Origin of the sequence: Thermosynechococcus sp., from assembly GCF_025999095.1 — a bacterium.
GTDB lineage: Bacteria > Cyanobacteriota > Cyanobacteriia > Thermosynechococcales > Thermosynechococcaceae > Thermosynechococcus.
The window spans coordinates 1,176,705-1,202,080 of sequence record NZ_AP024678.1; the positions used below are offsets into that span (position 1 = coordinate 1,176,705).

Here is a 25,376-nt window from a genome sequence, read left to right on the forward strand (position 1 = left end):
TCCCCTGCATTGTAGAACCAATGCTGGGCCTTCTAAGGTAGGAAAGGTAAGGTGTCTTTATTGCTTTTGCCACTGGCTGCAGGGGTGTTCTTTCTGGGGCTTTTTTGAGTGAGCAAACGAATGAATCTATACCAACGCTTAGGGATAGTCCCCATTTTAAGTACAGCACTACTGACAAGTTGTGCTCCAGCCTCGCAACAGGGGAGCCTCCAGCTCTATGCCAATGGCGAAGAGCGCTTGCAAACGGGATGGACAACCAAAGATGGCTGGCAGCTCCAGTTTGATCATGTCTATCTTAACTTGGGGACGGTGACTGCCTACCAAACGAATCCCCCCTTCGATCCTGCGGCGGGCGATCGCCCCAAAGGTGAAGTCACGGTTGTCTTTAGCGATCCAGTGACGGTGGATTTGGTGAGGGATGCGCGTCCCCTGGTGGGCAGTACGGTGGCGGCAGTGGGTCACTTCAATGCCCTGCAGTGGCAGACCCGCACGCCCAGTTTACAACTGGTGGGCAGAGCACAGCGGGGCAGTCTCAGGGTGCCCTTTGACATTACGTTGGATCAGCCCTTGGCATTTGTTTGTGGCGACTACATTGGCGATCAGCGCAAGGGCATTGTGGCAGCCAATAGCGCTGCTGAGGTAGAGATCACACTGCATTTTGATCATCTTTTTGGGGATGGGGCTGAGCCGGCAACGGCCGAGATCAATCGCGAGGCACTGGGTTTTGACCCCTTTGCCGCGATCGCTACCCCTGCAGGAGTCAGGGTTGATTGGACAGACTTGCGGCAAAGACTCAGCCCCCAAGACGTTGAAACACTGCGCAAAGTCCTCAGGAGTGTGGGGCATGTGGGTGAAGGTCACTGTCGGGAGATCTCCTTATGAAGACCATTTTAGTGAGCGGTGCCATCCTCGGATTTGTGGTTCCTAAAGCCCTTGCCCATGGGGTGGATTTGCACTACGAACCCCAACAGGTAATTCGCATTACAGCGAGGTACGACAGTGGTCAACCGCTGGCAGAGGCTAGGGTGCAGGTCTTTGCCCCCGATCGCCCCCAAGCAGCCGTTATCAGTGGTACCACCAATGCCCAAGGGGAGTTTCAGTTTGTCCCCGATCGCCCCGGTCAGTGGCAGGTACAGGTACGCCAAGCCGGCCATGGGGGATTGCTAACCATTCCGGTCGCGCCGCAGGGGCAAACAACAACGGCAGCGGCGATCGCGGTTGCTCCAAGGGTGCCAGCAACCGTTTCCCTGCGTCAATATACCCCTGCTCAAATCACAGTCATGGTCTTGGCGGTGCTGTGGGGTGCCATTGGCACTGCTTGCTTTGCGTGGTCACGACGGCGAGTACAGGTGGAGTAATGCACATCCCCGATGGTTTAGTTCCGCCTCTGTGGTGCGGACTGGGCTACGCCGTTAGTGGTGGCCTCCTCTGGTGGTCTTGCCGCCGTTTGCAGCGGGCGGCGGTAGATACGCTGGCGATCGTCCCCCGTTTAGCCCTGTTGACAGCCGCTTTTTTCACTGCTTCCGCTGTCTATATTCCGGTGCCTCCCGCCAGTGTCCATCCCCTATTCCTTGGCAGCTTGGGGGTGCTTTTGGGGGAAGGGGCGATGATTGCCGTGGTGGTGGGATTATTTCTCCAGGCAGTCATGTTTGGCCATGGTGGCCTCACCACCCTTGGCCTCAATGCTCTGATTATGGGGATACCGGCACTGCTGGCGGCGGCTGTTTTTCGGGGGGTGTGGCATCGCTGTCCACCCAGGGGGCGATCGCTGCTGGGGTTTCTTTTAGGCAGCGGAGCAGTGTTGTTGGCGGTTTTCCTCTTTAGCGCCGTGGTTGTCCTTAGCTTGCCAGCAACCTTGGATCAACAGCGGGAATGGTTAGCCATTAGTGCAATCGTGATTGCCCATCTGCCCCTTGCTATCTTGGAGGGAGTGGTTACGGCTTCACTGCTGGTCTTTTTGGCCAACGTCAAGCCAGAATTCCTATCCCAAGGCCTATCCTTCGCCCGTGAAGATTCTCCTTACCCTACTGCCAATCCTCGCTGAACTGTATGGATTGGTCTTTCTCTGCATGGGCATTGGCTATGGCAGTAGCCGCTTTTTGCCACCAAGGACAGGAGCTTGGCTGGCGCAAGGGTTATTCTGGGTGGGGACGCCCCTAACGGCATTGAGTTTTATTGTTACAACCAAAATTGCCGGTCACAGTACCTTAGCTCCCCTGTTGGCGTGGCTAGGGATGGGGATCGGCGGTGGTTTGGCGTGGCTGTGGTTGCAGCAATATCCTGCTCAGACCCGGCAGGAGCAGGGCAGTTTTCTCTTGGCGACCATGGTGGGCAACACGGGTTTTATTGGCTTTCCGATTACTTGGCGACTGTTGGGGCAGAATCACTTTAGCTGGGCGTTGTTTTTTGATCTGATGGGGACACTCCTGATTTCCTATAGTGCTGGCATTGGCGTGGCGGCGAGTTTTGGCGATCGCTCAATTTCCGTCTCAAAACTGCTGTGGCACATTGGCCGTAATCCAACCCTCTGGTGTGTCGGCCTCGGACTGCTGCTGCGACAACATCCCCTACCGGCGATCGCCCAACAGGGACTGTTGACCTTGGCATGGTTCATGGTGATTGCTGGACTCATTTATATGGGCATCTGCCTTGGGGAAGCCCCCCTCAAGCTCCAATGGCAGCGAATTATTCCCTGTCTGACCATCAAGATGCTGTTGGTGCCGCTGCTGCTGGGGATAGGGTTAACCTTAATGGGGGTTACGGGCCCGCCGCGCCTAGGAATAGTGCTCCAAGCAGGGATGCCCCCCGCCTTTATGACCCTGATCTTAGCCGATGTTTACCACTTAGACCGCGCCTTTGCCGCTAGCTTAATTTTGACCAGTCTCTTTGTCTTGATTCTGTTATTGCCCCTGTGGCTCGTGCTCTTTGCCGGCTAGGGGCGTTTTGCTCAATCGTCCGGGGTCAAGCGCAACAGCAGGTAGCCTGCACCTAAACCCACCAGCACCAGCGTAAACGTAATTACCGCAGTATTGAAAATCTCTTCTGCCATAGGGCGGCCTCAGTTAACAAGAACTGATTCTAACATTTTCCGTGAAATTCCCCCTCTGGGTAGTTCAGCGAATTGGGTGCCTTTGTTTACCATGGCTCCAAAACTGGCTCGCGCAGCAATTCATAGGTACCGCGATTGACGCTCAAGAACATCCCCCGCGGTGTTTTGGTCAATAAATACGTGTACTCGCCATTCACTGCCTCAAAATAGTACCCTTGAGGACTCCAATCCCGCAGGGGTAGACGAATCGATAGGCGCGGATCCTGCTTGTGTCGTGCCATATAGTAGGCGGGGCGATCGCCCCCACAGATATTCACCCAATAGCTGCGGGTCTGCGTGGCTACAAACGTCCTCTCATAGGAGCGACAGGCAAGGGGACCTGCCAGGGCGCTCAAAGGTGTCAGGCTCAACAGGGTCACAGCCGCAATTGTCTGCCCCAGGTATTTCATGAGTAGGCTTCCCCATGGGTTTCTCACTCCAGTCTAGTCAAGGAGGCAGGAAAGCGTTTCCCCCCTCGGTAAGATACTCGGTAAGATAGGAACGGTGCCTAATGTTTACCCAAAAGGATTCAATGACGCTCGCGATCGCCCCCTTTCCCATCACTGCCATCGTTGGTCAAGAGGCCATTAAGCTGGCCCTGCTGTTGGCCGCCGTTGATCCCGGTTTGGGGGGAGTGATCATTGCGGGGCGGCGCGGTACTGCCAAATCCGTGCTGGCGCGGGGAATTCATGCCCTATTGCCCCCCATTGAAGTCATTGATCAGGGGGAAATTCCGGTGCCAATCATCGCCAACCCCGACCCGGAACGCCCTCAAGAGTGGGATAGCCGCTTGCAGGCTTGGCGGCAAAGCCATCCCGATGTGCCCTTGACTACAAAAGTGATTCCGGCCCCCTTCGTGCAAATTCCCCTAGGGGTCACGGAGGATCGTCTCTTGGGGGCCGTGGATGTGAGTCAATCAGTGCAGCGGGGGGAAGCGGTCTTTCAGCCCGGCCTATTGGCGGCAGCCCACCGCGGAGTGCTCTATGTGGATGAAATTAATCTACTGGATGCGCAACTGGCCAATGTCCTGATGGCGGTCCTCAGTGCTGGGCGCAACCAAATTGAGCGGGAGGGGATTAGTTTGGATCACCCCTGCCGGCCGCTGCTGATTGCCACATTTAACCCCGCCGAAGGGGACCTACCGCCCCACCTACTGGATCGGTTTGCGATCGCCCTGTCAGCGGATCAGGTGTTGGGCTTGGATGAGCGCGTCACCGCCGTAGATCATGCCACCCAATTTGCCGACTCACCCCTAGCCTTTTTACAGCAGTACGGTGCTGAGCTAGAAGATCTGCGCACCCAAATTATTCTGGCCCGGGAATGGCTTAAGGAGGTGAAAATTCAACGGCAGCAAATTGCCTATCTCGTCACCGAAGCCCTCCGAGGCGGCGTGCAGGGTCATCGGGCAGAACTCTTTGCGGTGCGGGTGGCCAAAGCCCACGCTGCCCTCAATGGTCGTAGTGAAGTGAATGCCGAAGACCTACGCCGCGCTGTTGAACTGGTGATTGTGCCGCGAGCCACTCAACTGGAACCCCCACCGGCGCCGCCACCGCCGCCACCCCCCCCAGAGAATCAGCAATCTGACCCTGACCCAGAACCTGACGAACCAGAGACGCCACCGGAAGAGCAGCAGGAGACCCCACCCATTCCTGAAGAATTTGTCTTTGAAGCCGATGGCACAGTCTTAGATGAGTCGGTGCTCTACTTTGCCCAACTCACGCAGCGCCAAGGGAAATCGGGGAGCCGTAGCCTCATTTACTCCCAAGATCGCGGTCGCTATATCCGTCCCATGTTGCCGCGGGGGCGGGGCGGCCGAATTGCCGTGGATGCCACCCTGCGCAGCGCGGCTCCCTACCAAAAATACCGGCGCCTACGTCAACCCGAACGCCGGGTCATTGTTGAAAACAGTGATCTGCGGATCAAACGCCTAGTGCGCAAAGCAGGTGCCTTGATTATCTTTGTTGTGGATGCCTCTGGCTCAATGGCGCTGAACCGCATGAACTCCGCCAAGGGGGCCGTCCTACGTCTGTTGACCCAAGCCTACCAAAACCGCGACATGGTGGCCCTCATTCCCTTTCGCGGTGAGCAGGCAGAGGTGCTCCTACCCCCCACCCGCTCCATTGAAGCAGCGCGGCGCCGCCTGGAAACGCTGCCCTGTGGGGGTGGCTCTCCCCTGGCCCATGGCCTGACCCAAGCGGTGCGGGTGGGCTTGAATGCGCGGCAAAGCGGTGAAATTGGTCAAGTAATGATTGTGGCCATCACCGATGGTCGGGGGAATGTCCCTTTGAGTCGTTCCCTTGGGGAAACCATACCGCCGCAGACTAAGCCCGATGTCAAAGCGGAGGTGCTAGAGATTGCCGCTAAAATTCAAGCCTTGGGTCTCAAGCTCCTGGTCATTGACACTGAAAATAAATTTGTCTCCACAGGGATGGGCAAGGAATTGGCACGACAAGCGGGGGGTAAGTATTACCATCTACCTAAGGCCACCGATCAGGCGATTGCCCAAGTAACCCAAAACGCCCTGGAATTTTAGCGGCGCATAAAAAACTCTCCCCCCGGTAGAGAGGAGAGAAAATAGCAAAGTACTAGGGCAGTCAGCCTACATCATGCCGCCCATGCCCCCCATACCGCCATTAGCGGGGGCTGCGGGTTTAGGTTCTGGTTTTTCGACCACAAGGGCTTCTGTGGTTAGTACCATGCCGGCGATCGAACCTGCATTTTGCAGGGCAGAGCGTACTACCTTGGCAGGGTCAATAATACCGGCACTGACCAGATCCTCATAGGTGCCGGTTGCGGCATTAAAGCCATAGTTAAAGTCACCAGCACGGACATTTTCGACGACAACCGCTCCCTCGGCACCAGCATTGTCAGCAATTTGAGCCACCGGCGCTGCCAAGGCACTGGCGACGATGCGCGCACCCGTTTGTTCCTCAGGACTAAGGCTAGGCAGCAGTGCGTCAATGCGATTGGCCAAGTGGAGCAACGTCACGCCACCGCCCGGGACAATCCCTTCAGCCACTGCTGCTTTTGTGGCATTGAGGGCATCTTCCAGCCGGAGTTTGCGATCCTTCAATTCCGTTTCGGTGGCGGCACCCACTTTGATCACAGCCACACCGCCCACGAGTTTGGCAATCCGCTCTTGTAGCTTTTCTTTGTCGTATTCGGAGTCGGTCTCAGCTAACTGCTTCTTGAGCTGTTCGACCCGCTTTTGAATATCGGCTTTATTGCCCTTCTCCGACACCAGGGTTGTCGTGTCTTTGGTGACGGTGACAGAGGAGGCTTCCCCCAGCATGGTGAGTTCCACATCCTCTAGGGTCAGACCGACTTCTTCAGAAATGAGTTGACCACCGGTGAGAATGGCAATGTCTTCGAGCATGGCTTTACGGCGTTCGCCAAAGGCTGGGGCCTTCACGGCAACAACATTCAAGACGCCCCGCAGTTTATTCACCACCAGTGTGGCCAGGGCTTCTCCTTCCACGTCTTCAGCAATGATCACAAGGGGGCGACCACTGCGGGCCACTCTTTCTAGGGTGGGAATCAGGTCTTGGATGCTGGTAATTTTTTTGTCCGTTAGGAGCAGATAGGCGTTGTTGAGCTGGACAATCATCCGCTCTGGATCGGTGACAAAGTAGGGGGAGATGTAACCGCGATCAAACTGCATCCCCTCCACAATGTCCATTTCTGTATTCAGGGATTTCGATTCTTCAATAGTGATCACGCCATCTTTGCCCACCTTGGCCATGGCTTCACTAATCATGGCCCCCACTTCGGGGTCGTTGCCGGCAGAAACGGTTGCCACTTGGGCAATCATGTCCCCCTCAACGGGTTTGGCGACTTCGGCAATGCCATCCACAATTGTTTTGATGGCTTTTTCCATGCCCCGCTTGAGGGCAATGGGGTTGGCGCCGGCAGCCACGTTTTTGAGACCTTCGCGGATCAGGGCTTGGGCAAGGACGGTTGCGGTGGTTGTGCCATCCCCAACCACATCATTGGTTTTGGCGGCCACTTCCCGCATGAGTTGAGCACCAGTATTTTCGTAGGCATCTTCCAGTTCGATTTCCTTGGCGATCGTCACGCCATCGTTGACAATTTGCGGTGCACCATACTTTTTCTCGAGCACCACATTGCGCCCTTTGGGGCCAAGGGTAATTTTCACAGCATCGGCAAGGGCATTAATTCCGCGTTCGAGCGATCGCCGGGACTCTTCATGAAATGCAACTAACTTTGCCATCGGTGGCTATCCTTTAATAACTTGGAGATTAGAATTGAGGAACTGCAAACTTCGCAGACTGCAAGCCAATGTTCACGATACTCTGGAGCAGTGTCTCAGGGCAATACGAGAAGATGTGGGGGATTCCGCACTTGCTGGCATGTACTGGCAACACATAAACAAGCTTCTTAGCCATGACTAACCGTCGGCTCAATCAAGAACCAGGTCTTCTTGTACGTCACCTTAACGCGTGGCATTGCCATTGCAGCGGCCAAGGAGTATTTTCTCCGCGGCAAGGGGGACAAGACTGGCAAATTGGTGAGCCCCAGGTAGATGTGATTGCTGCTCAGCCGCAGCGTTCCCCTGGGGAAATACGAGCCTTTACCCTGCAATTGCTGAATCGCGATCGCCAGCTCAATGGACTGCCGCCCCTTGGCGCCAATCAGGGGATGCTCAACCGCCAATACTTTAGCCATACCAATCTCAAGGGACAATCGCCAATGGATCGCTTTATCGCCCTAGGGGGTCGCGGTGGCGTCGGTGAAAATATCAGGCAGCAGCAGGGTACCCCCGGATTGGTGCTCAACGATCCGCTCATTGAGCGCTGTCAAAACGGTTGGAGGGATAGTGAAGGGCACCGCCCAAATATCCTTCGGCCTGAATTTACCCGTTTTGGTTTTGGCATTGCTTTAAATTTAGTAAGGGAAATTTAGTAGGGGACAAGGTCCATGCTGTACCAATGTTTGCACTGCCACCCCAGTAAGAGGAGCAAAACTTGGTAAAGAGATCGAAGACTGTCAATGTAATTAAAGCTAGTCACATGAGCCATGGTCACTGAAGAAATGTACGTTGTCCTTGAATCCACTACCAGCGATGAGACCTTTCTCACGCCCATGGAACTACAGGCCAAGCTGATTGAGTACTTGACAGGAACAGAGGTTTCCCTCTCACCAGATCTTTTGGCCTTGCCTGATGTGGAAAGTCGTGCCCAGTACCTTATGACGACGGGTTGCGAACTGCAATTGGCCAATGGTGGCTACCTCCAGTGGTACGCCGTGCGTTTAGAAAAATAATTGTTACACAGGGTTACGAAACTCCTGCTCGGAAAATTCCGTTCTAATATAGATAAGGCTCTTAGCCCAATCAAGGGTTCAGACGATTATTTATTCTTTCTTGATGTCCAAATCCTCAGGAATATCAGGGTAACACGACTGTGGCCGATCGCCGTCGTCAACAAAAGAAAAAGCAACAAATGACCTATAGTTGGCCGTTGGCAGGCACCTATCAGGCCCTCAGCTCTGCATCGGTGGATTTGATCTGGCGCAAAGTGGTGAATTTGGCTGATGTGTCGTGGCATCCCTTGATTTTGCGCACCAATGTGCCCTACGGACTTGTACCGAAGCCGGGGTTTATTTTCCAAGCAATGACCCGTTGGATTCCTTGGCCGATTCAGATTTTTGTCGAACGGGTATCACCAGGGAAACTGTTGAGTATTCGCATTTTGGTTTTGCCGGGAGTAGAGGAACGGGTGACCTATCGTTTAGAATCGACGGTCTGTGGCAGTCAGATTTCCTGCTCAGTGATGCTGCGGGGCTGGCTGGCTCCCCTGATTTGGTCCCTGATTCGCGACTATGCGGCAGTGTTGGCCGCCCGTTTGGCGATCGCCGCTGAGAAGGAACCCCCCTCTGCCAAGCCCCCCATTGATCCCTGTTTAGATTTTTAGACTGACGAGAGAGAATTCTATGCTCAGCGCTAGCGATCGCGTTCGTGTTCTCAGTGAAGCCCTTCCCTACCTCCAAGCCTTTGCTGGGCGCACCTTTGTCGTCAAATACGGCGGCGCCGCCATGAAGGAAGAGCAGCTCAAAGATTCCGTGATTCGCGATATTGTCTTTCTCTCCTATGTGGGGATTCGCCCGGTGGTGGTCCATGGGGGTGGCCCAGAGATCAATACTTGGCTGGCCAAGCTCAACATTGAACCGCAATTCAAAAATGGGCTGCGCGTCACCGATGCCGCGACGATGGATGTGGTGGAGATGGTCTTGGTGGGCCGCGTCAACAAAGAAATTGTCACCCTGATCAATCAGGCGGGCGGGCAAGCGGTGGGGCTGTGTGGCAAAGATGGCAATCTTATTCGTGCCCGCGCCCAAGGGGAAGAGAGCATTGGCTTTGTGGGGGAAGTGCAGGGGGTGGATACCCGTGTGATTACAGCGCTGGTGGAGAAAGGATATATTCCTGTCATCTCCAGTGTGGCTGCCGATGATACTGGCCAAGCCTACAACATCAATGCCGATACGGTTGCTGGCGAGATTGCAGCGGCCTTGGGGGCCGAGAAGCTGATTTTACTGACGGACACCGCCGGTATTTTACGGGATTATCGCGACCCCAGTACCCTTATTTATCGCCTGGATATTGCCGAAGCGCGGCAACTGATTAAAGAGGGGGTTGTCTCGGGGGGCATGATTCCTAAAGTCACCTGCTGTGTGCGATCGCTCGCTCAAGGCGTGAAAGCAGCACACATTATTGATGGCCGAGTGCCCCACGCCCTGTTGCTGGAAATTTTTACCGATTCGGGGATTGGCTCGATGCTAGTGGGTTCCCATGCAGCCTATGATAGCGCCTTCAGTGGTTGAAACTTTTTGCATGAAAAAGGGCGTCCTCAGGTATAACGAGGATGTTTTAGTGTAAGCGCCTATTACTCATGAAAGTATTCTCTTTAATTTTAATGAGTAGCGGCTTAGCCCCTAGCCTGACACTGCTGGCTCGCGCCATTCCCCAACCCTACCCCCAAGTGGCTGTGAATAGTTTTATGGATACCTGCATTGAGCGTGGCCGGCGATCGGTTCCCTTTGTACCCCGTTCAGTGATGAGTAACATTTGTCAGTGCTCCATCAGCTATATTCAGGAGCGGGTCAGCTACGCCGATTTTCAAGCCCTTGATCCCAATGGTGGCCAACCCCAATCCCGTCGCCAGCAGCAGGCGCAGCGTGTTTTAGATGAGAGTGTCAACTATTGTGTGCGGCGGCAATTTGGCGGCTAGGCACTTTTTGACAGGAAGTAACGTCCTTGAAATTCAGCTTGAGCTTGCGATCGCCCACAGCCAAGGCCAGCCTTTGTGCTAGATTGGGCGTAGGCTAAAGGGTTGAAAATTTAGGACGAATCATATGGGAATCACACACCGCACGCTCGTTGTCAGTACGACAGTGGTCATGACGGCATTGGTTGCTGTCACGGGTGCGGGTCTTCACTTGTCCCGTAGCCTAGCGGGTTTTCGCCAAAGTCCGAAGGAACTGGTGGATGAAGTGTGGCAAGTCATTGACCGTGAATACGTTGATGCCACCTTCAATGGCAATGATTGGCGTGCGGTGCGGCGGGAATTTCTCTCCCGCAACTATACCAAACCCGAAGAGGCCTACAAAGCGGCGCGGGAAATGCTAGAAAAGCTCAATGATCCCTATACTCGCTTTATGGATCCCGAGCAATTTCGATCCATGCAAATTGAAACCTCTGGTGAACTCACGGGGGTAGGTATCACAATTACACAGGACGAAAAGACAAAAGAGATCACGGTTGTTTCTCCCATTGAAGGGAGTCCAGCTGCTGAGATGGGCTTAATGGCTAAGGATGTGATCCTAAAAATTGACGGCAAATCTACCAAGGGCATGGATCTCAACCAAGCAGTCGGCATGATCCGTGGACCTGTGAATACAAAAGTGCGCCTGACGATCCGGCGGGGCGATCAAATCCTGAACTATGAGATTACTCGTGCCCGTATTGAAATTCATCCTGTGCGCTACAGCCTGCGCCAAACTCCCCAAGGACGGGTGGGCTATATTCGCCTTGTCACCTTTAGCTCCAATGCAGCAGCGGAAATGCGCACAGCCATCCGTGAGTTAGAAAAGCAAGGTATTGAAGGCTATGTTCTAGATTTACGCTCCAATCCGGGCGGTCTCCTCTTTGCCAGTGCTGAAATTGCCCGCATGTTTCTCAAGCAGGGGGATATTGTCTCTACGGTCAATCGCCAAGGGGAAGCAGAACGCTTACGCGCTGGTCGCGGCTTCCTGACCGATAAGCCCCTGGTGGTACTCATTGATGGCGGGTCTGCCAGTGCCAGTGAAATCCTCGCGGGTGCCCTACAGGACAATGGCCGTGCCGTATTGGTGGGAACGCGCACCTTTGGTAAGGGCTTGGTGCAGTCGGTCCAGCCGGTGGGAGAAGGGGCAGGGATTGCGGTGACGATCGCTAAATACTTTACCCCCAGTGGCCGTGATATTAACAAGAAGGGCATTGAACCCGATGTTGAAGTTACGCTCACGGCGCAGCAGCGGGAGCAACTCACGCGCGATGACATTGCCACTGATCGCGATCCCCAATTTATGCGGGCGCTAGCGGTTCTCAATGAACGCATCCTAGCGGAGCGGCGCAATACTCAATCGGCACTCCCTGCTCAGCCCGCCAATCCTTAGAGTGCGGTGATGACTGTGGCCGACCGTCGCCGACAAGCCCAGCAGGTATTGTTCTTGGCGCTAGGGGTAAATGTCGCCCTGACCGTCATCAAGGCTGTTGTTGGGGTTCTCAGTCAGTCCTTGAGTTTACAAGCCGATGCTCTACACAGTCTGACCGATGCCGGTAGCAGTATCTTGGGCTTAGTGGCTATGCAGTGGGCGAATCCCCACCCTGATCGCGATCATCCCTACGGTCACCAAAAGTTTGAAGCCCTCGGTGCAGTGGGGATTGCTGCCTTTTTGGGCATGGTCTGCTTTGAGATTTTGCAAAGTGCCGTTGAACGCCTTTTACATCAAACCCATACTGTAACAATTACAGGGGCAGAACTCTGGATTGTGATCTTGGTTCTCGGCATCAATATTGGCCTCACCCTCTATGAGCACCATATGGGGCATCGGCTTAAAAATTCTGTTTTAATTGCCGACGCCAAGCATACCCTGAGCGATGTGTGGACAACCGTCATTGTGCTTTTAGGGCTGATTGGCGTCTGGACCTTCAACTGGGATTGGTTGGATGTGGTGCTGGCATTTCCAGTGGCCGCTCTTGTGTTTTGGAGTGCGTGGGAAGTTCTCAAAGGTAATATTCCTTGGCTGGTGGATGCGGTGGCGATCGCTCCCGAAGCCATCCATGAGCTAGTGATGACCGTGCCCGGTGTAGTTAATTGCCACGACATTAGCTCACGGGGGATGGTGGGGCGGCAAGTATTTATTGAGATGCACTTAATCGTGGAGGCGGAAGATATTCCCACGGCCCATGACATTACTGAGCAAATTGAAGCCCTACTGCAGGAGCGCTACGGACCGGCTCGCATCGTCATCCACATTGAACCCCCAGACTACCAATCGAGTCAGATCAGCGTTTCCTAAGAATTTTATTAGTTAGAATCTGTAGAATTTTATTAGTTAGAATCTGTTTGCAGCCAGGATCACTAGGGAGGGCTATTGCAGATGTACGATTGCATTGTTGTTGGTTCAGGGCCTGCAGGGGGTGCGGCTGCCTATCACTTGGCAAAGCGGGGGCGACGGGTTTTGGTGCTGGAAAAGGAGGCGCTGCCGCGCTATAAGCCCTGTGGGGGTGGTGTGTCACCCCAAGTGCAATCCTGGTTTGACTTTGACTTTAGTCCGGCCATCTCTTTGAAAGTGACGCAAATGGTCTGTACATGGCAGGGGGAAGAGCCTCAACTTCTGGAGTTTTCACCAGAGCAGCCAATGTGGATGGTGCGCCGGGATGTTTTTGACTACTTCTTAATTCAACAGGCCCAGCGACAGGGAGCAGAGTTGCGCCCTCAAACCCCCGTAACGGGTCTGACATGGGGGGGCGATCGCTGGCGGGTACACACTCCCGCAGGGGATTTTACAGCTCAGTACCTGATTGGCTGTGACGGTGCCAAAGGCTCGATGGCCAAGTGGCTCGGATTTAGGAATCGTCAGCAGCGGGTGGGAGCAGCGATTGAGATTGAAGCAGCGATGCCTGATCATTCCCTCACGGCAGCCCACTTTGACTTTGGTCGCCTCCACAATGGCTATATTTGGAACTTTCCCAAACGCGATGGCTACTCTATTGGGGTAGGCACAGTGGCCTTGGGGCGTAAGCAAAACCTGCGGGCGATCGGGGCAGAGTATGCTGAAACCTTTGGAGTTGATTTCAATCAAGTCAAGGTCTATGGCCACCCTCTCTACTGTTGGCAGCAGCACCAACGCCTGCATACCCAAAATGCTCTCCTGGCTGGCGAAGCTGCCTGTGTTGTTGATCCATTTACTGCCGAGGGCATTCGCCCCTCTCTGTTGACTGGGATGTTGGCTGCCCACGCCATCGATCGCGCCCTCAGTGGCGATCCAGAAGCCCTTGCCAATTACTCGCAGCAAGTACAGCAGGAATGGGGCGCCGATATGATCTGGGCAAAGCGGCTCTCCACCCTTTTTTATCGGATGCCCCACACTGCCTATGACCTCGCCGTCAAGCGTTTAAGTGCTCGACAGCGGATGGGGCAAATTTTCTGTGGCCAATTACGCTACCGCGATGTGGCAGCCAATGGCCTGAAATTGTTGACATCGAGCTTTAGGCTGCCTGGGGTTCGACGCTAATGTTGGTCAGGCATGTTGGTCATGTAGGTGAGTAGCTGCTCAAAAAGCCTTGGAGACGTTGCCCCCTATAATGTTGGTGCAGCCCAACTTAGGAACATTACTGGTGAACAGTCCCATTGAGCAGCGCAAGGCCGAGCACCTCAAGCTTTGTATTCAAAGTGATGTCAATCATCAAGAAGTCACGACCGGTTTCGAGAAGTATCGCTTTCGCCATTGTGCCCTGCCCGAACTGGACTTTGCCGAGATTGATCTGAGGGTTGAGTTTCTTGGCTGGCGGCTGGCAGCACCCCTGCTGATTTCCTCCATGACCGGTGGCACACCCCAAGCCGGAGAAATCAATCGCCGTTTAGCACGGGTGGCGCAGCAAAAGGAAATTGTCATGGGTGTAGGATCCCAACGGGTGCTGCTGGAGCATCCGGAGGTGGCAACCACGTTTGCGATTCGCAGGGAGGCACCCACCATTCCTCTGTTGGCTAATCTTGGCGCAGTGCAGTTGAACTATGGCTGTGGCGTTAGTGAATGCCAAAAAATTATTGACCTCTTAGAAGCGAATGCCCTGATTTTGCACTTGAATCCGCTGCAAGAGGCCGTGCAAACCGGGGGCGATCGCAACTTTAAGGGATTGTTAACGAAAATTGGCGTCCTTTGTCGTTCCCTACCTGTGCCCGTGATTGTCAAGGAAGTCGGCAATGGTATCAGTGCTGATGTAGCCAAGCAATTGGTGGATGTGGGTGTAGCGGCCATTGATGTGGCGGGGGCAGGGGGAACCTCTTGGGCAAAAGTGGAAGCAGCGCGTGCCCAAGATGCCCGTCAACAGTTCCTCGGAGACACCTTTGCTGAATGGGGTATTCCTACAGCTCGCTGCCTTGAGCAAATTCACACTGCCCTACCAGATACGCCCCTGATTGCCTCCGGTGGACTGAAAAATGGCATTGATGTAGCCAAAGCCTTGGCCCTTGGTGCAGGTCTTGCCGGTTTAGCTCGCCCCCTTTTGCAGGCAGCCCATGAATCAGAGGAAGCACTGGCTCAACGCATTGACTTTATCCTTGAGGAATTGAAAACCGTGCTATTTTGCACCGGCAGTGCCACCCCCCAAGCTCTCTATCAGCGCCGCTGTCTCGAAAGGATCTAGCGAGGCTCTTCAAGGATCGTGCGCAGCCACGGCGGTGGATCCGGAATGGGATTGCCCAATCGCTCCAACAGTGTCCATGCCAAAATGTGCACGACTAGGGCATAAACCGTGGACTGGAAAAAGACCAGCAGTAGTGCCACGACTTGGATCAAGGTCACCGTTGGCTCCAGCAGCAAATTTAGATTGACCAGTACCCAATCAATAAAATTCGTGACCTGCTGATTGAAGTAAATCCAGAGGTTTTCCCCCAGGAGAATGGACACAAGACTAATCTGAAAGAAAAATCCTGCCGTGCCAATCACTGCCCCACTGAGGATGGAGCGTCCCCAGCCCGCTTTTTTTGCCCAGCAGCCGCCAAAAATGACCCCCATAATGCCGTGGGGCAAGAGAAATTGCAGACTGCGGGGTGGCCCCATCAAAACGGAAAGGAGCAACGCACTCACAATGGCCGCCATCCACGCGGCGCGGCGATTCCAGCGTAAGTAAACCAACGCAATGGGAATCGGAAAAAACAGGCGCAGGACTGGGCCAACCGGTAAATAAAAGTTAACCACCCAGAGCAGGGCAGCGGTACTGGCCAGGAAGGCCGTTTCCGTAATGACGAGGGTACGCTGAATTTGCGATCGCCCCACGCTTTGGCTCTTCTCAGGGGGCACAAGGGCTTCGATGTCGGGAAAATCATCCTCTAGGGAATCCGTCGGGTTCATTGATTGCAGATAGCCTTTTTTCTCTACACTTTAGCAAGCTTTACTGCCGGCCCTCAAACTGGGTATCGCTCCCCGAAAAATCCTTTGCTGAAAGTTAGAATCTGGGTAGAGTTTTTATCAAATTTGTATGTTCCTATGTGTCGTCTTTATGCCTATATGGGGCGCAAAACGTCCCTTGCCCATGCCCTAGTAGATGCTCCCCATTCCCTGTTGGTACAAAGTTATCAACCCCGCGAAATGACGGCCGGACTCTTGAATGCAGATGGCTTTGGGGTGGGCTGGTATGCTGCCCGCCAAGATGTGCTCCCCTTTCTGTATCGGCAAACAATACCCATGTGGCATGACATCAACTTTACTGAGCATTTAAGCCGCTACATTGAATCTGCCTGTTTTTTGGCCAATGTCCGCAGTGCCACACCGGGGCAAGCGGTGCAGATGACGAATACCCAACCCTTTCGCTGGGGACGCTGGCTGGGGATGCACAATGGCTTTATCGACAACTTTCGCCAAACCCTCTACCGCCCAATGCGCGATCGCCTGTCGGATATTTGTTACAACATTGTTGAAGGCTCGACGGATTCTGAACATCTCTTTGCCCTCTTTTGCAATGAATTGCTGTTGAATCCGCAATTGTCACCGGTGATGGTTCTGCGGCAAACACTGCAAATCGTTTTTTCCCTAGCGCAGGCAGCGTCTACCCGTGTCAGTGCCGCCATAATTCTCACCGATGGTCTGTATATTCTCGCCAGCCGCTGCTCCCAGGGCACACCACCCCCCACCCTGTACTGGAGTCAGGATGCCGAGAAAATTCAACTCACCTCAGAACCTGTAGATCCTCAAACGGAGTGGTATCCTTTACCAGAAAATAAATTGCTGTTGCTGAGTTTGCAGAGTGAACCAGAAATTTACGCCTTCTGAGACTTCGACCCACTGGCATCCCTTTGATCGGGAAGTTTTTTGGCAAGCCTTTCAAAACCAGCGGCAATTTACGCTCCAATTAGTTGCCCAGTTGAGCGAGGTAATTCTTTGTGCTCAGCCCCATCCCCTCTATAGTCCCGTGGGCTGGCATTTGGGACACATTGGTTATACGGAGGCCTTTTGGCTATTACCTGAAGATTCCGGTTTCAGGGATCGCGATCGCTATTGGTATGCCGCCGATGGCCGACCTAAGGTGGAGCGGCAGCACTTGCCACCACGACGCCTGAATTACTCGGCGTACCTCGCAGCGATTCGCCGCCGCACGGGCGATCGCCTCCACTGCCTGAGCGACACGCAATGGCAACAGGAAGCCCGTCTCTGGTGGTGGATTTTGCAGCATGAAGCCCAGCACAGTGAAACAATGCAAATGGTGCTGGCGATGCAGGGGATCTTTGCCACGTTACCCCCTAGCCTATCGCTGCCACCGGAATCGCCAGCGGATTCCCGCTGGTCGAGTTATGCCGTTGGCAGTGCAACGACCTCTTGGCCCTGGATAACGAGCAGCCGAGTCCAGTGGGTGGCGAAACTGCTCCCCTTTACGATTGATGCGGCACCGGTGACGTGGCGCGAATTTCTCGCCTTTGTTGAAGCGGGGGGTTATCAGCGGCGGGAATGGTGGTCCAGCAGCGGCTGGGAATGGCGCGCAGCAGAGGAAATTACCTCGCACCGTTTTACCCCATCCCCGAGAACTTGGATCTCCCCATGTGGGGACTCAGTTTCTACGAAGCAGAAGCCTACGGCCGCTTCCCAGGGCAAACGCCTCCCCAGTGAACGGGAATGGGAAATTGCTGCCCAGCAGGGCCTCTTGAATCGCGGCTACGTGTGGGAGTGGACCCAAAGTCCCTTTGCCCCCTATCCCGGCTTCCAGAGCTATCCCTACCGTGGTTATTCTGCCCCCTACTTTGATGGCGAGCATTTTGTCCTCAAGGGGGGCAGCCACTGGACGCGCCCCATTCTCAAGCGGCCCTCATTTCGCAATTGGTATAGCCGCACCACCCGTGAAGTGTTTGCCGGAGCACGCTACGTTCACCAAGAAAATTTGATTTTTCAGTGAAGAAAGTTTGAAAAGGGGGTCAAATGATCCGCGAGATACCCCGAACTTTCTACACTGGGGAAAATAGTCTGGAAGGTAGAGATGTCGATCGCCGAGGAGTTCCGCCAACTGCAAACGCGGCTCTTGGAGTGCTGGGACGGAACAGAAACTTTTATTCCGGAACTGCCCAGAGGTCCCGGCGGCATTGAGCGCGATATTGTGGTGGTGCCTTCCCTCAGTTTTCCCCAACCGGAGCTAGGCAAGATCACAGGCTACACCTACTACGAGGAGCGGCAGCTTTATACGCTGATCCAGTTGCGCAATCCGCGTACCCGCATGATCTATGTCACATCCCAGCCCCTGCATCCCAGTATTGTGGATTACTACTTAGATTTACTGCCGGGGGTGCCCAGTTCCCATGCCCGCGATCGCCTGCTCTTGCTGGCCACCTACGATCGCTCCGATAAACCCCTCACCGCAAAAATTTTAGAGCGACCTCGCCTCTTGGAGCGTATTCGTCAAGCCCTGCGTCCCAACCAAGCCTACATGGTGTGTTTTAACTCCACCCCTTTGGAGCGGGAACTGGCGGTACGCTTAGGTGTTCCCCTCTACTCTACGGATCCGGATCTCCTTTATTGGGGAACCAAGGCCGGCAGCCGAGAACTGTTTGCAGCAGCGGGAATCCTCCACCCAATTGGCAGTGGCTTTTTGCAGGGGGTGCCAGAACTGGTGCGGGCGATCGCTCATCTACAGGAAAAATGCCCTGAAGTGCAACGGCTGGTGGTGAAACTCAATGAAGCCTTTTCTGGTGAAGGCAATGCTCTCCTCGACCTTCGCCCACTGCGCCCCTTGGGCAGCCCCCATACCCCCGATCATCTCCAGCGGATTGAAAATAGCCTAGGGGACATGGTCTTTCAAGCTCCCGATGAAACTTGGGCCTCCTATCGGCAGCGGTTTACAGCTCTGGGGGGGATTGTCGAAGCCTTTGTTGAAGGGACAGTCAAGCGATCGCCCAGTGTCCAAGGGTGTATTACCCCCAAAGGCAGTGTTGAAATTGTTTCAACCCATGAACAGTTACTCAATGCCCCCACAGGTCAAATTTTTATTGGCTGTGAATTTCCTGCCCATGCCGACTATCGCCAGCAACTGCAACAACTGGGGCAAAAAGTAGGGAGGTACTTGGCACAGCAGGGAGTGATCGGCTGTTTTGGTGTGGATGTTGTTGCAACCCAAACAACAGAAGGTTGGGCGCTTTATGCCATTGAAATTAACCTGCGCAAAGGCGGTACGACGCACCCCTTTATGACCTTAAAATTTCTCACCGATGGCCACTATGAGCTAGCCTCTGGACTGTTTTACAGCAAGCACCGCCGTCCTAAGTATTACATTGCCTCCGATAACCTCTGCCAGCCCCACTATCGCGGCCTCTTGCCCAATGATCTCTTGGATATGATTGCTCGCTACCATCTGCACTTTGACTCCAGTACCGAAACGGGCACCGTCTTTCACCTCATGGGGGCACTTTCGGAATTTGGTAAGCTCGGACTCGTCAGTATTGGCAACACCCCCGAAGAAGCCCAAGCCATCTACAATCAGACGATTGGCGTTCTCGATGCTGCGGCGCTATAGGGACCCAATGTGCCTACCCCCCGCATAGACAGGGGTTTGAGAATCTCGCTAGAATTGGCAACGTTCACTGTGAAGAGCAGCCTGTAGGGAAAATCCAGTGCAAGTCTGGTGCTGTGCCGCAGCTGTGATGGGGAACTCCCCTCAGCCAGAATGCCTACTTGCTGTCGTTCACTCTATTTGCCTGCGTCGCACGGGCATGGAGTTTCAACGTGGTTGTTACGCTTAACGATTCCATTCTCAATCCCCTTGGTTTTAGTCTCGATTTACCCCCTCTCCCCCAGCCGCGACCCCTCTTGCTCATTGGTCATGGCACGCGCGATGCTGAAGGTCGGCAAGCATTTTTGGACTTTGCCCAAGTCTATTATCAACTGGATTCCTGTCGGCCTGTTTTTCCCTGTTTTCTGGAGTTAACCGAACCTTCGATTTTTGAGGTTCTGAGCCAATGTGCGGCCGCAGGTTATACCGATTTGTCAGTGCTGCCGATTTTGCTCTTTGCCGCTCGCCACAATAAATTTGATGTGACGAACGAGTTGGATCGGGCGCGGCGGGCTTTTCCGCAGTTGCGCTACCACTATGGCCGCCCCTATGGCCTTGCCCCAGAAATCTTGACCCTCTGGCGATCGCGCCTCGAACTACTGGACTTCCCGGAATTTAACCCCCAAGGCATTGGCCGTGAAGAAACCGTTCTCTTAATAGTGGGACGCGGCTCCAGCGATCCCGATGCCAATGGCGATGTCTTTAAGCTAGCCCGTATGCTCTGGGAGGGCAGTGGCTACCAAACGGTTGAAGTATGCTTCATTGGCATCACCCATCCTCGCCTACCCGAAGGGTTTGCGCGCGCGAATCTTCACCGCCCCCGCCGCGTGATTGTCCTGCCCCACTTCATGTTTACAGGGGCACTTGTCAAGAAAATCTATGCCCTCACCGCAGACGCCCAAGCCGCCTATCCCAATGTTGAATACGTGAACCTGCCGGAAATTGGCTTGCATCCGCAACTGTTTTATCTAACGCGGCAGCGGGAAATGGAGACCCATGGGGGACAGGTGGCCATGAACTGTGAAACCTGCAAGTTCCGCTTGGTGGCAGGCCATGGCCATCATCACCACCATCCCCATCATCATGATCATGAGCACCACTCCCACAGCCATGATCACGGGGGTCACCACCATCACCATGGATCAAGCGTGGACTTAGATCACTTGCCCAGTTATCACCAACGCATTTGGCAGGTTCCGTGACCGACTGCCGAGAGCGATCGGAGGCAATGCGGGACTTCCTGCTGAAAAGGCGAGCCATTGCTTCCCAGCGAAAATGTTAGAGTTAAAATAATTGATACTCTTTCGCAAGCTTGCATGGGGCTCGTCTATGCGCATTAAATATCCTCCCCAGACCGTTGATCGGGTGTTAATTTTCGATACCACATTGCGGGACGGTGAACAGTCTCCAGGTGCCTCCCTGAATGTGGAGGAAAAACTGACGATCGCCCGTCAACTGGCTCGACTGGGGGTGGATATTATTGAGGCGGGTTTTCCCTTTGCCAGCCCTGGCGACTTTGAAGCGGTGCAGCGGATTGCTGAAGTTGTCGGCACAGAAACGGGACCAGTGATTTGTGGTTTGGCGCGGGCCACCCGCCAAGATATTGAAGCCGCCGCCAAGGCCCTCAAACCCGCCTACTATCCTCGCATTCACACGTTTATTGCCACCTCCGATATTCACCTGGAGTACAAGCTCAGGAAAACCCGCGCTGAAGTACTGGAAATTGCGCAAGAAATGGTGGCCTATGCCAAATCTTTTGTGGATGATGTGGAGTTTTCCCCAGAGGATGCTGGGCGTTCAGATCCGGAGTTTCTCTATGAAGTCCTAGAGCGGGTCATTGATGCCGGTGCAACGACAATCAATATTCCCGACACCGTGGGGTACACCACCCCCGCCGAGTTTGGTGCCCTGATCAAAGGCATTAAGGAAAATGTGCCCAATATCGATCGCGCCGTCATTTCGGTTCATGGTCATAATGACTTGGGTTTGGCGGTTGCTAACTTCCTGGAAGCGGTGAAAAATGGCGCCCGGCAACTGGAGTGCACCATTAATGGCATTGGTGAGCGTGCGGGGAACGCCGCCCTTGAGGAATTGGTGATGGCACTCTATGTGCGGCGGCAGTACTTCAATCCTTTTCTAGGTCGCCCGCCCGAATCAGAGGAACCCTTGACGAATATCAACACCCGTGAAATTTATAAAACCTCCCGCTTGGTCTCAAACCTAACGGGGATGCTGATTCAACCCAACAAAGCGATCGTTGGTGCCAATGCCTTTGCCCACCAATCGGGGATTCACCAAGATGGTGTCCTCAAGCACAAACAAACCTATGAAATTATGGATGCCCAACTGATTGGCCTTGCCGATAACCAAATTGTCTTGGGCAAGCTCTCTGGCCGTAATGCCTTTGCCACCCGCCTACGGGAATTGGGCTTTGAACTCAGTGAAACGGAACTCAATAAAGCCTTTTTGCGCTTTAAGGATCTCGCCGACAAGAAAAAAGAAATCACCGACTGGGATCTGGAGGCGATCGCCAAGGATGAAACCCAAGGGATTGATCTGCGGGGCTATCAACTGCAATTTGTCCAAGTTTCCTGTGGCGATCATGCCCGCCCAACAGCAACGGTTACCGTGCGTACCCCCAGTGGTGAAGAGTTGACCGATGCCGCCATTGGCACAGGGCCGGTGGACGCTGTTTATCGTGCCATTAACCGTGTGGTGCAAATTCCCAATCGCCTTATTGAATACTCGGTGCAATCGGTGACTGCTGGCATTGATGCTATCGGTGAGGTGACGATTCGGCTACAATACGAGGATCGCATCTACTCTGGCCATGCCGCCAACACGGATATTATTGTGGCTTCTGCCCAAGCCTATATGAATGCGCTGAACCGCCTCTACCGGGGTCTTGAACAACGGGCGCTACATCCCCAAGCGTAGCTTATGCCAGAGTCCACCACTGCTAAGCCCTTGGAAGCCAATGGCGTCTATTTATGCCCCGTCTGCCGCCACGGGCAAATTACGCCGATGGTACTGATGGATACCTATGCCTGTAACTTTTGCCGCCATATTCTCAGCTTAGATTTTGATCGTCAAACAGCGCGGCTCGAAGATAGTGCCATGCCATTTCGCTGGCAGTGGACGGGTACCAACTGGCGATCGCTCAACACGCCCCCCGTTAGCCTCACCTATACGGCTATGATCCTGGCAATTTTGCTGGTAACCTTGCCTCCCGCCTTAATTTGGTTGGGCTATCAACTTTTTCCCCCCCTGAGTAGTGACTCATGTGCCTATTGGTTTCCCCTCTTTTGGGTGGCTCTGACCTTTTTTGCGCACACACTCATTGTTCTGCGAGTGTTTGCTGGGCTGTTGCCCACGCCTTTTTGGCGGCTTCCCTTTGGGCAGCGTTCCCTTTAATTTTAGCCACTGGCACTAACTTAGAAGGTACTAACTTAGAAGGTAAGGGCAAGGGCACTGAGCGATGCCTAGGGGTAACGAAGCCGAGATTGAGCGGAAGATAGTCCTACCTTTGTTAAAGGCATGGAGCTACACATCTTCAAACTATTGGATCAAGCCAAAGCTAGGGAATGGCTATCCCGATTTTCTAATTTGCTTGCCTCTGGCGGGCGATCGCTCCTTCAATTACCTTGTTATTGAGGTCAAATCTGCAAATGAGTCAAGGCTCAGCGGTCAGCAGCAACTGCGGGGATATATGACAGCAGCTCAAGCGGTTTTTGGCCTCCTAATTAATGGTAAAGATTACCAACTCTTTTATCAAAATCCCCTAAAAAAGCCCCTGTGCCAAATCAAGTGCGCCGCCGGCCAGTTGGATCGAAAAAGCATTCAAAAACTGACCAAGGTACTGCACCGCAATGCTGCTGCAGCGATCGTGAGCCTCTTAACCCAAGAGCAACTCAAGGTTTATCATCACTTTGAAAAAGTATTGCAAAAAAAATTTGCTTTTCCCTTAACCTATCCTCAGGGAAATTCAAATTCCATGATTATTACTGTCTTTAATCATAAAGGGGGAGTGGGGAAAACAACCCTTACCCTAAACCTAGGTGCTGCCTTTGCTGCCATGGGCAAGCGCGTGCTACTCATTGATATTGATCCGCAGTCGAATCTGAGCATTGGTTTAGGCATTGATCCCCTGAAGGATATTGAGGATCAAGGCAGGAAAGACATCGTTCACCTCCTCTTAGAACCAAAGGTCACCCTCGAGGAAGTCGTCTATCGAAAGCGTTGGGACAATCTCCGCTTAGACGTTGTCCCCTCCCACATTCGCCTCGCAGACCAAGAACCCGACCTGATTAGGACAATAGATATCGATCGCGTCCTGCAAAGAAAGCTAAGAAACCACCCCTACGATGTCATCCTAATTGATCCACCCCCTGCCTTCGGTAAAGTCAATGCCATTGCTTTGATGGCTTCCCATGGGGTTCTGATTCCGATAGAATTCGCCCCTTACCCCATACGGGCGATTGAGTATGTCTTGGCGCGCCTAGAAGCCTTCAGACCTGTAATGGATAACCCGCCGCGGCTTCTGGGTATTGCCGTTAATAAGTACGATCGCAAGAACTCTGCTGTCAATGCACAGATGCAAGAGAGGCTGCAGGGTATCCTTGGGAGAGTAGCTCGCGAGTATGCCGTCGTTTGTAATCTCTTGCCTAAAGACACGTGGATTCCTAAGCGCGCTGCTATAGAAAAAGCAACAGATTTACAGCAACCCATATTTAGCAGAAATCTATATACGGAATTATCAAGAGCAGATCAAGAATCAATTGATGAGCTAACGGCAACATTTGAAAATTTGGCGCGCCATCTTTCCACTGAAGCAGTTGCACAGCATGAGTAAATCCAACAGACTCTCAAGGTACCTTGGTCTATACGATGTGCATCAGGGTCAGGTGCACATTGATCTCCTGAAAGTTCCCGCTGACTATCCCCAAGAGCTACTGTATGTTTCACCAACCTTGATCCGTGAGGATCTAGAAAAGTACCAGACCAACCTGATTCCCCTAATTATTCGCTCAGTCACCACCCAGGCAGGGGATGTAGAGTACGAAGTTGTCTTTGGCAAGGAAGTTGTGGACTTTGCTCGGGAATTGGGAATTAAGCAGTTGTGGGCCACCAGAGTTGACCTGGCGGATGACCAAGAAGTTTCAGATTTCCAAGAGCGTATCAAAATGCTGATGCAAATCAATGCCCAAGGGCATTCCTCTCAACAGGAAGGGTCCTACTTACAGTCGCCCCTGTCAGCCTCAGAATTCGCGCACATCCTCGATCGCTCTCTACAACCGCTCAAAAAACAGATAGACAGTATCCATCAAGAAATGACTGTGCAATCGCAGCAGGTGATGAATCTCTCAGAACAAATTAAAACCCTTAGCAACATCCTAGAGTCATCCCCAACCCGATCACAAAACCGGCGAAATATTCGCATCAACAGCTATAGAGATGCTGAGAGTCTTAAGAAGCGTGTTCCGGGATTGACTATCGATGAGGCTCAGGTTGTGATTGGACGCCTCGAAAGGTATAGAAACCACCAAGGGGGTAGAAAATTTCGTTCCGTTGATGAGTTGAAAGAAATCGCCCCCTCAGGCCAGTGGGATGCTCTCAGCATTTGCTTTAATTAAGCGAGTTACCGCGGGCACAGTTACTCAAGACCTTCTTCTAAAGCTCTAAAGTGGGAGGGATGGCAATTTGCGGATTATCCGTGACAACCACCCGTGCCAAAGTGGGGAGACAGTCTTGATCAGCGGCGAGGTAAACTGGTTCAGCATCGAGGAGCGATCGCTCGATAGGAATAATAAAAAAATAAAGTTCACCGTCAAAGCGCAGAAAGAGAGCGATCGCCCTAAGCCCGGTCTTGAACCATTCTCAGAATCGGAGCGGCGGGATTTGAACCCACGACCCCCACTACCCCAAAGTGGTGCGCTACCAAGCTGCGCTACGCCCCGTTAAGCTTTACCAGTATAA

Annotated in this window: 26 protein-coding genes, 1 tRNA gene and 1 riboswitch; of the genes, 22 read left to right on the forward strand and 5 right to left on the reverse strand. The window is 53.5% G+C overall.

The genetic code is table 11. From position 1 onward, the window contains the following. Window positions 1–120: 120 nt before the first annotated feature. From Q0W94_RS05795 to Q0W94_RS05810, 4 genes are read left to right on the forward strand one after another with little or no spacing between them, the layout of a single operon-like run. The gene (locus Q0W94_RS05795; RefSeq protein WP_297762211.1) at window positions 121–882 is read left to right on the forward strand and encodes a DUF4382 domain-containing protein; all 762 of its coding nucleotides are present in this window, start codon (window positions 121–123) and stop codon (window positions 880–882) included. Then, window positions 879–1,358 (forward strand): carboxypeptidase regulatory-like domain-containing protein, encoded by a 480-nt coding sequence (locus Q0W94_RS05800; protein ID WP_297762212.1) that lies wholly within the window; start codon window positions 879–881, stop codon window positions 1,356–1,358. The genes Q0W94_RS05795 and Q0W94_RS05800 overlap by 4 nt, the downstream gene beginning before the upstream one ends. Then, window positions 1,358–2,044, forward strand: coding sequence for a cobalt transporter CbiM (gene cbiM / locus Q0W94_RS05805; protein ID WP_297762214.1), 687 nt, complete (start codon window positions 1,358–1,360; stop codon window positions 2,042–2,044). Before Q0W94_RS05800 ends, cbiM begins: the two co-directional genes overlap by 1 nt. Next, complete coding sequence (locus tag Q0W94_RS05810; RefSeq protein ID WP_297762216.1) at window positions 2,007–2,936, forward strand: AEC family transporter; 930 nt, start codon at window positions 2,007–2,009, stop codon at window positions 2,934–2,936. The genes cbiM and Q0W94_RS05810 overlap by 38 nt, the downstream gene beginning before the upstream one ends. A gap of 11 nt (window positions 2,937–2,947) precedes the next feature. On the opposite strand, the gene petM is transcribed toward Q0W94_RS05810, so the two are convergent. Together petM and Q0W94_RS05820 are read right to left on the reverse strand one after the other, a co-directional pair. Beyond that, entirely contained in the window at window positions 2,948–3,049 is a 102-nt protein-coding gene (petM, locus tag Q0W94_RS05815; protein ID WP_011057256.1) for a cytochrome b6-f complex subunit PetM, read from the reverse strand. An 86-nt stretch (window positions 3,050–3,135) separates the two neighbouring features. Next, complete coding sequence (locus Q0W94_RS05820) at window positions 3,136–3,498, reverse strand: hypothetical protein (RefSeq protein ID WP_297762218.1); 363 nt, start codon at window positions 3,496–3,498, stop codon at window positions 3,136–3,138. 101 nt (window positions 3,499–3,599) lie between these two features. Here Q0W94_RS05820 and bchD point away from each other — a divergent pair, with 101 nt between their 5' ends. Next, window positions 3,600–5,621: a magnesium chelatase ATPase subunit D gene (gene bchD / locus Q0W94_RS05825; RefSeq protein WP_297762220.1), complete on the forward strand. Its 2,022-nt coding sequence runs from the start codon at window positions 3,600–3,602 to the stop codon at window positions 5,619–5,621. 66 nt (window positions 5,622–5,687) lie between these two features. Here bchD and groL read toward each other — a convergent pair whose 3' ends face one another. After that, window positions 5,688–7,319, reverse strand: a complete 1,632-nt coding sequence (groL, locus tag Q0W94_RS05830; protein ID WP_297762223.1) for a chaperonin GroEL — start codon at window positions 7,317–7,319, stop codon at window positions 5,688–5,690. A gap of 173 nt (window positions 7,320–7,492) precedes the next feature. Here groL and Q0W94_RS05835 point away from each other — a divergent pair, with 173 nt between their 5' ends. From Q0W94_RS05835 to fni, 9 genes are all read left to right on the forward strand, one after another. Continuing rightward, window positions 7,493–8,011 carry a CAP domain-containing protein gene (locus Q0W94_RS05835; RefSeq protein WP_297762225.1) on the forward strand — a complete coding sequence of 173 codons (519 nt, stop codon included), beginning with the start codon at window positions 7,493–7,495 and terminating at the stop codon, window positions 8,009–8,011. A 114-nt stretch (window positions 8,012–8,125) separates the two neighbouring features. Further along, window positions 8,126–8,371 carry a chlororespiratory reduction protein 7 gene (locus Q0W94_RS05840; protein ID WP_297762227.1) on the forward strand — a complete coding sequence of 82 codons (246 nt, stop codon included), beginning with the start codon at window positions 8,126–8,128 and terminating at the stop codon, window positions 8,369–8,371. A gap of 179 nt (window positions 8,372–8,550) precedes the next feature. After that, entirely contained in the window at window positions 8,551–9,021 is a 471-nt protein-coding gene (locus Q0W94_RS05845; RefSeq protein ID WP_051372760.1) for a hypothetical protein, read from the forward strand. A gap of 19 nt (window positions 9,022–9,040) precedes the next feature. Beyond that, window positions 9,041–9,928: an acetylglutamate kinase gene (argB, locus tag Q0W94_RS05850; RefSeq protein WP_297762231.1), complete on the forward strand. Its 888-nt coding sequence runs from the start codon at window positions 9,041–9,043 to the stop codon at window positions 9,926–9,928. Window positions 9,929–10,020: 92 nt separating this feature from the next. Beyond that, window positions 10,021–10,335: a hypothetical protein gene (locus Q0W94_RS05855; RefSeq protein WP_297762233.1), complete on the forward strand. Its 315-nt coding sequence runs from the start codon at window positions 10,021–10,023 to the stop codon at window positions 10,333–10,335. A 124-nt stretch (window positions 10,336–10,459) separates the two neighbouring features. Beyond that, window positions 10,460–11,761: a carboxyl-terminal processing protease CtpC gene (gene ctpC / locus Q0W94_RS05860; protein ID WP_297762235.1), complete on the forward strand. Its 1,302-nt coding sequence runs from the start codon at window positions 10,460–10,462 to the stop codon at window positions 11,759–11,761. Between the two features lie 9 nt (window positions 11,762–11,770). Then, window positions 11,771–12,667, forward strand: coding sequence for a cation diffusion facilitator family transporter (locus Q0W94_RS05865; protein WP_297762237.1), 897 nt, complete (start codon window positions 11,771–11,773; stop codon window positions 12,665–12,667). Window positions 12,668–12,748: 81 nt separating this feature from the next. Further along, window positions 12,749–13,885: a geranylgeranyl reductase family protein gene (locus Q0W94_RS05870; protein ID WP_297762239.1), complete on the forward strand. Its 1,137-nt coding sequence runs from the start codon at window positions 12,749–12,751 to the stop codon at window positions 13,883–13,885. 70 nt (window positions 13,886–13,955) lie between these two features. Further along, on the forward strand, window positions 13,956–15,017 hold the full coding sequence (gene fni, locus Q0W94_RS05875) for a type 2 isopentenyl-diphosphate Delta-isomerase (protein ID WP_315863087.1): 1,062 nt from the start codon (window positions 13,956–13,958) through the stop codon (window positions 15,015–15,017). Here fni and Q0W94_RS05880 read toward each other — a convergent pair. Beyond that, entirely contained in the window at window positions 15,014–15,724 is a 711-nt protein-coding gene (locus Q0W94_RS05880; RefSeq protein ID WP_297762241.1) for a DUF2232 domain-containing protein, read from the reverse strand. The genes fni and Q0W94_RS05880 overlap by 4 nt on opposite strands. Window positions 15,725–15,859: 135 nt before the next feature. Here Q0W94_RS05880 and egtC point away from each other — a divergent pair, with 135 nt between their 5' ends. The 8 genes from egtC (at window position 15,860) to Q0W94_RS05920 (ending at window position 25,033) form a co-directional block, all read left to right on the forward strand. Beyond that, the gene (gene egtC, locus Q0W94_RS05885; RefSeq protein WP_297762243.1) at window positions 15,860–16,642 is read left to right on the forward strand and encodes an ergothioneine biosynthesis protein EgtC; all 783 of its coding nucleotides are present in this window, start codon (window positions 15,860–15,862) and stop codon (window positions 16,640–16,642) included. Beyond that, the gene (locus Q0W94_RS05890) at window positions 16,617–17,756 is read left to right on the forward strand and encodes an SUMF1/EgtB/PvdO family nonheme iron enzyme (RefSeq protein WP_297762245.1); all 1,140 of its coding nucleotides are present in this window, start codon (window positions 16,617–16,619) and stop codon (window positions 17,754–17,756) included. The genes egtC and Q0W94_RS05890 overlap by 26 nt, the downstream gene beginning before the upstream one ends. A gap of 81 nt (window positions 17,757–17,837) precedes the next feature. Beyond that, window positions 17,838–19,364 (forward strand): peptide ligase PGM1-related protein, encoded by a 1,527-nt coding sequence (locus tag Q0W94_RS05895; protein WP_297762247.1) that lies wholly within the window; start codon window positions 17,838–17,840, stop codon window positions 19,362–19,364. A 42-nt stretch (window positions 19,365–19,406) separates the two neighbouring features. Continuing rightward, a riboswitch (cobalamin riboswitch) is annotated at window positions 19,407–19,541 on the forward strand. A gap of 32 nt (window positions 19,542–19,573) precedes the next feature. Further along, the gene (locus Q0W94_RS05900) at window positions 19,574–20,602 is read left to right on the forward strand and encodes a sirohydrochlorin chelatase (protein WP_297762249.1); all 1,029 of its coding nucleotides are present in this window, start codon (window positions 19,574–19,576) and stop codon (window positions 20,600–20,602) included. Window positions 20,603–20,729: 127 nt separating this feature from the next. Then, window positions 20,730–22,337 (forward strand): 2-isopropylmalate synthase, encoded by a 1,608-nt coding sequence (locus Q0W94_RS05905; protein WP_297762251.1) that lies wholly within the window; start codon window positions 20,730–20,732, stop codon window positions 22,335–22,337. A 3-nt stretch (window positions 22,338–22,340) separates the two neighbouring features. After that, entirely contained in the window at window positions 22,341–22,814 is a 474-nt protein-coding gene (locus tag Q0W94_RS05910; protein WP_297762253.1) for a hypothetical protein, read from the forward strand. 112 nt (window positions 22,815–22,926) lie between these two features. Continuing rightward, window positions 22,927–24,252 carry a ParA family protein gene (locus tag Q0W94_RS05915; RefSeq protein WP_297762256.1) on the forward strand — a complete coding sequence of 442 codons (1,326 nt, stop codon included), beginning with the start codon at window positions 22,927–22,929 and terminating at the stop codon, window positions 24,250–24,252. Then, complete coding sequence (locus Q0W94_RS05920; RefSeq protein WP_297762258.1) at window positions 24,245–25,033, forward strand: hypothetical protein; 789 nt, start codon at window positions 24,245–24,247, stop codon at window positions 25,031–25,033. The genes Q0W94_RS05915 and Q0W94_RS05920 overlap by 8 nt, the downstream gene beginning before the upstream one ends. Window positions 25,034–25,283: 250 nt before the next feature. Here Q0W94_RS05920 and Q0W94_RS05925 read toward each other — a convergent pair. Then, window positions 25,284–25,357, reverse strand: a tRNA-Pro gene (locus Q0W94_RS05925). Window positions 25,358–25,376 lie beyond the last annotated feature (19 nt).

Coding starts and splice junctions, on each gene's coding strand:
- Q0W94_RS05795 (WP_297762211.1), top strand. CDS start 121: ATGAATCTATACCAACGCTTAGGGATAGTCCCCATTTTAAGTACAGCA.
- Q0W94_RS05800 (WP_297762212.1), top strand. CDS start 879: ATGAAGACCATTTTAGTGAGCGGTGCCATCCTCGGATTTGTGGTTCCT.
- cbiM (WP_297762214.1), top strand. CDS start 1,358: ATGCACATCCCCGATGGTTTAGTTCCGCCTCTGTGGTGCGGACTGGGC.
- petM (WP_011057256.1), bottom strand. CDS start 3,049: ATGGCAGAAGAGATTTTCAATACTGCGGTAATTACGTTTACGCTGGTG.
- Q0W94_RS05820 (WP_297762218.1), bottom strand. CDS start 3,498: ATGAAATACCTGGGGCAGACAATTGCGGCTGTGACCCTGTTGAGCCTG.
- bchD (WP_297762220.1), top strand. CDS start 3,600: ATGTTTACCCAAAAGGATTCAATGACGCTCGCGATCGCCCCCTTTCCC.
- groL (WP_297762223.1), bottom strand. CDS start 7,319: ATGGCAAAGTTAGTTGCATTTCATGAAGAGTCCCGGCGATCGCTCGAA.
- Q0W94_RS05835 (WP_297762225.1), top strand. CDS start 7,493: ATGACTAACCGTCGGCTCAATCAAGAACCAGGTCTTCTTGTACGTCAC.
- Q0W94_RS05840 (WP_297762227.1), top strand. CDS start 8,126: ATGGTCACTGAAGAAATGTACGTTGTCCTTGAATCCACTACCAGCGAT.
- Q0W94_RS05845 (WP_051372760.1), top strand. CDS start 8,551: ATGACCTATAGTTGGCCGTTGGCAGGCACCTATCAGGCCCTCAGCTCT.
- argB (WP_297762231.1), top strand. CDS start 9,041: ATGCTCAGCGCTAGCGATCGCGTTCGTGTTCTCAGTGAAGCCCTTCCC.
- Q0W94_RS05855 (WP_297762233.1), top strand. CDS start 10,021: ATGAGTAGCGGCTTAGCCCCTAGCCTGACACTGCTGGCTCGCGCCATT.
- ctpC (WP_297762235.1), top strand. CDS start 10,460: ATGGGAATCACACACCGCACGCTCGTTGTCAGTACGACAGTGGTCATG.
- Q0W94_RS05865 (WP_297762237.1), top strand. CDS start 11,771: ATGACTGTGGCCGACCGTCGCCGACAAGCCCAGCAGGTATTGTTCTTG.
- Q0W94_RS05870 (WP_297762239.1), top strand. CDS start 12,749: ATGTACGATTGCATTGTTGTTGGTTCAGGGCCTGCAGGGGGTGCGGCT.
- fni (WP_315863087.1), top strand. CDS start 13,956: ATGTTGGTGCAGCCCAACTTAGGAACATTACTGGTGAACAGTCCCATT.
- Q0W94_RS05880 (WP_297762241.1), bottom strand. CDS start 15,724: ATGAACCCGACGGATTCCCTAGAGGATGATTTTCCCGACATCGAAGCC.
- egtC (WP_297762243.1), top strand. CDS start 15,860: ATGTGTCGTCTTTATGCCTATATGGGGCGCAAAACGTCCCTTGCCCAT.
- Q0W94_RS05895 (WP_297762247.1), top strand. CDS start 17,838: ATGTCGATCGCCGAGGAGTTCCGCCAACTGCAAACGCGGCTCTTGGAG.
- Q0W94_RS05905 (WP_297762251.1), top strand. CDS start 20,730: ATGCGCATTAAATATCCTCCCCAGACCGTTGATCGGGTGTTAATTTTC.
- Q0W94_RS05910 (WP_297762253.1), top strand. CDS start 22,341: ATGCCAGAGTCCACCACTGCTAAGCCCTTGGAAGCCAATGGCGTCTAT.
- Q0W94_RS05920 (WP_297762258.1), top strand. CDS start 24,245: ATGAGTAAATCCAACAGACTCTCAAGGTACCTTGGTCTATACGATGTG.